Consider the following 6,723-nt stretch of genomic DNA (forward strand, 5'->3'; position numbering starts at 1 on the left):
AGAGGAGGAGACCATGATGATAAATGCGAATACGGATGAAGCATGGCTACCTTTATATGAGGCATTAGCTAGTCCTGTCAGGCTCTCCATTATTAATTTGCTAGCAACAAATATGATGAACGTGAAGGAACTTGCTGAAGCCATCGGTTTAAGCAGCGCGATCGTAACGATGCATATTCGGAAGCTGGAGAAGGCTGGCATCGTTGAGACGAAGATGGTTCGCAAGCATGGCGGTACACATAAAATTTGCTCGCTTGCAGAACGTACCATCACGATCGAGCTGCCCCACAAAGCACTGGATGTGAAGAAGGTACATGATGTTAGCGTACCTGTGGGACATTTTACGGAATTTGAAGTGTTTCCGACTTGTGGCATCGCTACAACAGAGAAGCTGATTGGGCAATTTGACGATCCGCGTTTCTTCTTGGAGCCGGAGCGAATGAACGCAGGTATCTTGTGGTTCGGCAAAGGTTATGTGGAGTACAAGGTGCCGAATTATTTGCTAGCTGGACAGCGTCCTGTAGCACTCGAAATTACTCTTGAGCTTGGCTCAGAGGCACCTGGTATAAACGATAACTGGCCATCCGACATTAATTTTTCACTTAATGGGATGGAAATCGGCATGTGGACGAGCCCTGGCGATTATGGTGAAGTAAGAGGACGTTTCTCACCAGCTTGGTGGGGAGATCGGGTCAATCAATACGGACTGCTCAAGGTGATACGCATACAAGAGGATGGTACGTTGATTGATGGACAGCATTTGTCGTCGACCAGTATCGGTGAAATTGGTCTGGAGCGTAATTTTTGGACTTTCCGTATTGGCGTGAAAGATGATGCGGTTCACGTAGGCGGTCTTACCTTATATGGAAAAGGTTTTGGCAACTATAATCACGATATTATGTTTCGAGTGTTCTATGAAGATGGGCGTAGTGTATAAGGAAGCTTAGCTGCCTTATACCGGCGCCGTAACCCCAAGACAGCTCCGAATACGAGTTTCATAGTCCTATTTGTAATTTTATGATCTTGCATATCATTTTCTACTCAAGGAGATATAATGAGTATGATAGCTAAAATAAGCCATTATTACTCGGAGGAACAAAGATGCTGACGATGTTCACCTTTCTCAAAAAATACCGTTTTGCTGCTTATGTTGCTCTGCTGCTCATGCTGGTAGAGCTCGTAGTGGAGCTGCTTCAACCGTATATTATTTCAAAAATCATTGATGATGGTATCGAAAATAATAATTTATCGGTTGTGCTGCAATGGGGCGGCTTTCTAATTGGCTGCTCTATTATTGCTTTTATTGTAGGCATACTTAGCTCCTTCTACGCTTCACATGTGAGTCAGAGCTTCGGATTTGATTTAAGAGAACGACTTTATGAAAAAGTGCAATCGTTCTCATTTGCCAACTTTAATCGATTTCCGGAATCATCGCTTATTACTAGACTAACGAATGACGTTTCGCAGCTGCAAAATACGGTGTTCATGGGACTGCGCATTATGCTTCGCGCCCCGCTGCTCGTAATAGGAAGCATCGTAATGGCTTTTATCGTACAGCCTAAACTAGCCATATGGCTTGCTGCGGTCATTCCGTTTCTTGGCGTTTTTCTCCTTTGGGTGTTGAAGAAGGGAGAAAAACTTTTTCGTTCTGTTCAGAAGCAATTGGATCAAGTGAATAGCGTTATGCAGCAAAATCTAATCGGCATGAGAATCGTCCGTGTATTCGTTCGGATGAAACATGAATCGAAGCGCTTTGCCTATTCTAGCGAGCAGTTGATGGATCGTACCGTATCGGCTCTTCGTTTGACGGAAGTTACGATGCCTATCGTTCTGTTATTTATGAATGCCATTGTAATAGCAGTTCTGTGGTTTGGTAGAATCGAGCTCGACAGGAATGGTGCAACCGTAGGTGAGGTGGTTGCCATTGTCAACTATGCTATGAGGACGATAGGAGCATTATCAATCATGTCGATGATCGTGGTCAATTTCTCGAGAGCACGCGCATCAGCTCAAAGAATTGAAGAGGTCGTTCTTACGGATATCGACTTAACGGATACGGCTGACAGCGATGAGGCGGTGAAGCTTCGTGATGGCTATGTGTCCTTTGAGAACGTATCTTTTGAATATCCAGATTCCGATCTGCATGTACTGAGAGATATATCTTTCTCGGTAAAACCAGGTGAGACGATTGCTATTATGGGCGCGACGGGTTCAGGAAAAACATCCTTAATTCAACTTATTCCTAGACTGTACAATGTACAGACGGGAGTGATACGCGTAGATGGCAAAGACAACCGCTTAATGAAGCTTGAGCAGCTTCGCAAGCAGATTGGATATGTGCCGCAAGAAATCATGCTGTTTACAGGTACGGTGGCGGATAATATTCGCTGGGGTAAGGAAAATGCCAGCATTGAAGAAATAATAGAAGCTGCCAAACTGGCTCAAATCCATGACACAATTATGAAGCTTCCAGAACAATACGAAACGATTGTGGGTCAAAAAGGAGTTAATCTATCAGGAGGACAGAAGCAGCGTCTAACGATTGCAAGGGCATTGGTTAGAAAACCGGTTGTATTGCTGCTTGATGACAGCACAAGTGCACTCGACGTACAGACCGAAGCGGCGCTTCTGCACGCACTCAAAAATATGAAATGCACGACATTTCTCATCACACAAAAAATCAGTTCAACGGTAGCAGCGGATTCGATCCTTCTGCTTGATGAAGGCCAATTGCTGGCGCAAGGCAAGCATGAGCAGCTGATCCGTGAATCCAGTTTGTATCAGAAAATATATGAGTCACAGTTCGGGAAGGAAGGTGTGTCCCGTGCTTAGACAATTAAAGGAACCTTTCCAGTATCGCAGATCTGGAGAAGCGGTAGAGGCCTCTGTAGAAGGTAAAGGTAAACGTAAACCACGAGCGCAAAATATGAGCCAAACGCTGAAGCAAATGTGGACTTACCTGATTGTCTATAAGGGCAGGCTAGCAGCTGTCATCGTTATGGTTGTACTAAGCTCTGCATTCTCATTGCTAGGACCCTATATGGCAGGCACGGCAATTGATCGCTTTTTGATGAATAGAGATAGCGGAATTGTTGTTTTTCTACTATGGATGGCTGTTGTTTATGCGCTGCACTCTGTCACGATGTGGCTCCAAAGCATTTGGATGATAACCATCTCGCAAAAAACGGTATATCGCATGCGGGTTCAATTGTTTGATCATTTGCACAGGCTGCCGATCCCATTTTTCAGCAAGCGTCAGCATGGAGAACTAATGAGCCGCGTTACGAATGATATTGAAAATGTAAGCTCATCCTTAAATAGCTCCGTTATTCAAGTTTTTTCAAGTATCCTTCTCCTTATTGGAACCGTAAGTGTCATGCTGTCGCTCAGTCCGCTTTTGACACTATTAACCTTTCTAGTCGTGCCGCTCATGGTGCTAGGGATGAAATGGATCACAAAGCAAACCGGTCGACTGTTCAAGGCGCAGCAGCGTAATCTTGGCGACTTAAATGGATATATTGAAGAAACATTGTCTGGTCAACGCATTGTAAAGGCATTTTCTCAGGAAAAAACAGTTATCGCTGCCTTCAAGGAGCGCAACGAGCGTATTCGAGTCTCTGGATTTTGGGCGCAGACGATCTCTGGTTTCATTCCGAAGCTGATGAACGCGCTCAACAATTTAAGCTTTACGATCATTGCAGGAATTGGTGCGATATTTGTTTTAAATGATCAACTTACTGTCGGTACTATTATTATTTTTGTAGAATATTCCAGACAGTTTACAAGACCGCTTAATGACTTGGCCAATCAATGGAATACACTCCTATCTGCTGTCGCTGGTGCTGAACGAGTATTTGATGTGCTAAGTGAGGATGAGGAACGGAAGGACGAGGGAGCAGCTCGTGAGCTGGCAGAGATAAGTGGAAAAGTCGTTTTTGATAAAGTAACTTTTGCATATGAAGGACGGACAGCTACGATATGCGATGTAAGCTTTGAAGTAACGCCAGGGGAGACCATCGCTCTCGTTGGTCCTACTGGAGCGGGTAAAACAACGCTCATACAGCTATTGTGCCGATTCTATGATCCGAGCTCTGGCAGCATCTTGATTGATGGGCACGATACACGCACGCTCAAACGGGAAAATTTGCGCTCGCATATGGCATTTGTGCTGCAGGATCCATTTTTGTTCGAGGGTACAATTTATGAAAATATTCGTTACGGCAAGCTGGACGCGACGGATTCAGAAGTCCAGCAGGCTGCGAGACTCGCTAATGCGCATTCCTTTATCTCTCGTCTGAAGGACGGCTATGAGACAATACTCAAATCCGACGGCAGCGGCATTAGCCAAGGACAGAAGCAGCTGCTTGCCATTGCTAGAGCGATACTAGCAGATCCTTCAATACTAGTATTGGATGAAGCGACAAGCAGTATCGATACCGTCACTGAAATCAAAATTCAGGAAGCGCTGCAGCGGCTTATGAAAGGGAGAACGAGCTTTGTTATTGCCCATCGTCTAAACACTATTCAGCAAGCGGATCAAATTGTAGTGCTCCGTGATGGCGGCATTGTGGAGAAAGGGTCTCATTCGCAGCTGCTTAAGCAAAAAGGCTTTTATAACTCGCTCGTCAATGGACAGCTAAATAATGGCATGTTGAACGAATGAGATTAAACGTCTGCGACACCCTATTGTTGATATACACAAACCTTATTGCAACTATTTTTAGGGATAGGGAGTATTATTAGGTATATCAAGGAGGTGGGATGTATGACTATTACCCTGTGCCCCAAATGTGGAAACCAAAATGATGTCGACTCGAACAGGCAGATGGTTGTGGAATGCTCCTCTTGCGGCACGAAGCTGATTGAAGATGCTGCTCCTAACGATGCAGAAGAGGGGCTTCAAAAGACCTTGGATCCTAATAAAATCAATCCGCCTGAGGAAGTTGATATAGAAAAGTACATTGGCAAATTAGGTGACCACGCGAAGCAAACGAAGTATGTAGAGGAAGGATTTTGGGCAAAAGTGAAGCGCCATGCAGCTAAGGTTCCGTTCGCTAAAGAAGTTGTCACGCTTTACTATTGCTCGGCTGATCCCAAGACGCCGCTTTCTGCTAAGGTCACAGCTATCGGAGCTTTAGCCTATTGGATTTTACCGCTTGATCTTATTCCGGATTTTGTACCCGTAGCGGGCTTTGTTGATGATGCGACAGCCGTTTTTATCGCTTACAGGTCTATCAGCGGTCAAATAACGGATGATCATCGTGAGAAGGCGGAGCAGTTTTTCATATTAAACAAAAATGTGAAGCTAATTGATCCGCAGTCTTAATACAAGCTGCAAAAATAAAAGGATGACCCGGCGAATTTTCGCTAATGGGTCATCCTTTTATTTTATATGAAAGATAGGATACTTAGAACAAGCTCCATTCAAATTCTCTCGATAACGACTCAAGGAGAGCGACGCCAGCTATGCTGTTTCCTTTTCGATTCAGCGACGGACCAACCAATCCAATGCCGTAACGACCGGGCACCAACGTTAAAATTCCACCGGATACTCCGCTTTTGGCTGGCAAGCCGACATGAATGGCAAACTCTCCTGAGGCATTGTACATGCCGCAAGTAATCATGAATGTTTTGGCGATTTGAACGAAGCGGCGAGGAATCAGTACCTCTCCGGTTATTGGATTTTTGCCGTTATGGGCAAGCACCAAAGCCATTTGAGCTAAATCTGCACAGGTAACACTTATGGAACAGTGTTTAAAATAAACGTCGAGTACGTCCTCGACCGAACCTTGCAGCACACCGTTATCTTTGAGAAAATAAGCCATCGAGCGATTTAGGTTGGCAGTTTCCGCTTCGGAACGGTAAACGTCAAGATCATAGTTAAGCGAGCTATTATTAGAAAGAAGTCGAAGGAAGTCCAATACTCGAGCAGATTTTTCAGCAGGATCTTTGCCCGCAATTAAGGAAGAAATCGCTATGGCTCCAGCATTGATTAAAGGGTTAAAAGGAATGCCGGGCTGTACGAGCTCAAGCTTTAGCATAGAGTTGAAGTTGTCCCCAGTAGGCTCCATGCCAACCTTGTCAAAGACGACATCTTCTCCATTGTCCATTAGCGCCAGGATGAGCGTGAATACTTTAGATATACTTTGCATCGTGAAAGAGAGCTCAGTATCACCTGCAGAAATAGCAAGTCCATTAGAATCAATAAGATGAAGGCCTAATGCGCCAAGCGGTGATTTCGATAGCTCGGGTATATAGGAAGCGACTTTGCCACTGCTGCATTGTTCACGGCTTGATTCCACCCATTGTGGAAGTAGAGCTTGAATACGTTCGATTTCTGATATTGTCATGTTATTGCTCCCTCTCGTGAACTTGCTACAAATTGAATAAATGAATAGATAAACCTATTATTATTTTATTATAATTGCGAATGGTTATTAAAGCTGGGATTTTTGTATTTTATTTGAGAGTAATTGGTTATATTTTACCGGAAAATGAGCAAAATCATACTTTTAAAAGTTTTTTTAAATAAATGCTTGACCAATTGGACGGGGTCATGATATATTCTAATTCCGGCCGAGAGAAACACGCGGACGACAAGCAAAACAAGCATTACAAACGAAAGAATAGATTGCTCTTTGAAAACTGAACAACGAGTAATAACTGCCTCGCAAATCCTTCGGGATAAGCGAAAAAAGCGATAAAAAAGTAATGAGCATTTCA

5 protein-coding genes are annotated in these 6,723 nt (G+C 44.1%); 4 read left to right on the plus strand and 1 reads right to left on the minus strand.

Going from position 1 to position 6,723, the window contains the following annotated elements; genetic code table 11:
• Positions 1-16 precede the first annotated feature (16 nt).
• From AC787_RS04235 to AC787_RS04250, 4 genes are all read left to right on the plus strand, one after another.
• Positions 17-937: an ArsR/SmtB family transcription factor gene (locus AC787_RS04235; RefSeq protein ID WP_054023640.1), complete on the plus strand. Its 921-nt coding sequence runs from the start codon at positions 17-19 to the stop codon at positions 935-937.
• 164 nt (positions 938-1,101) lie between these two features.
• Positions 1,102-2,832: an ABC transporter ATP-binding protein gene (locus tag AC787_RS04240; protein ID WP_054023641.1), complete on the plus strand. Its 1,731-nt coding sequence runs from the start codon at positions 1,102-1,104 to the stop codon at positions 2,830-2,832.
• A complete protein-coding gene (locus AC787_RS04245) occupies positions 2,825-4,663 on the plus strand; it encodes an ABC transporter ATP-binding protein (protein WP_054023642.1) in 1,839 nt (612 codons plus the stop codon). Before AC787_RS04240 ends, AC787_RS04245 begins: the two co-directional genes overlap by 8 nt.
• A gap of 102 nt (positions 4,664-4,765) precedes the next feature.
• Positions 4,766-5,326, plus strand: a complete 561-nt coding sequence (locus tag AC787_RS04250) for a DUF1232 domain-containing protein (protein ID WP_235560896.1) — start codon at positions 4,766-4,768, stop codon at positions 5,324-5,326.
• Positions 5,327-5,408: 82 nt separating this feature from the next.
• On the opposite strand, the gene glsA is transcribed toward AC787_RS04250, so the two are convergent.
• The gene (gene glsA / locus AC787_RS04255) at positions 5,409-6,350 is read right to left on the minus strand and encodes a glutaminase A (RefSeq protein WP_054023643.1); all 942 of its coding nucleotides are present in this window, start codon (positions 6,348-6,350) and stop codon (positions 5,409-5,411) included.
• Between the last annotated feature and the right edge of the window lie 373 nt (positions 6,351-6,723).

The sequence above is a fragment of the Bacillus sp. FJAT-28004 genome, from assembly GCF_001280845.1.
Classification (GTDB): domain Bacteria; phylum Bacillota; class Bacilli; order Paenibacillales; family Paenibacillaceae; genus Pristimantibacillus.

Coding starts and splice junctions, on each gene's coding strand:
- AC787_RS04250 (WP_235560896.1), top strand. CDS start 4,766: ATGACTATTACCCTGTGCCCCAAATGTGGAAACCAAAATGATGTCGAC.
- AC787_RS04240 (WP_054023641.1), top strand. CDS start 1,102: ATGCTGACGATGTTCACCTTTCTCAAAAAATACCGTTTTGCTGCTTAT.
- AC787_RS04235 (WP_054023640.1), top strand. CDS start 17: ATGATAAATGCGAATACGGATGAAGCATGGCTACCTTTATATGAGGCA.
- glsA (WP_054023643.1), bottom strand. CDS start 6,350: ATGACAATATCAGAAATCGAACGTATTCAAGCTCTACTTCCACAATGG.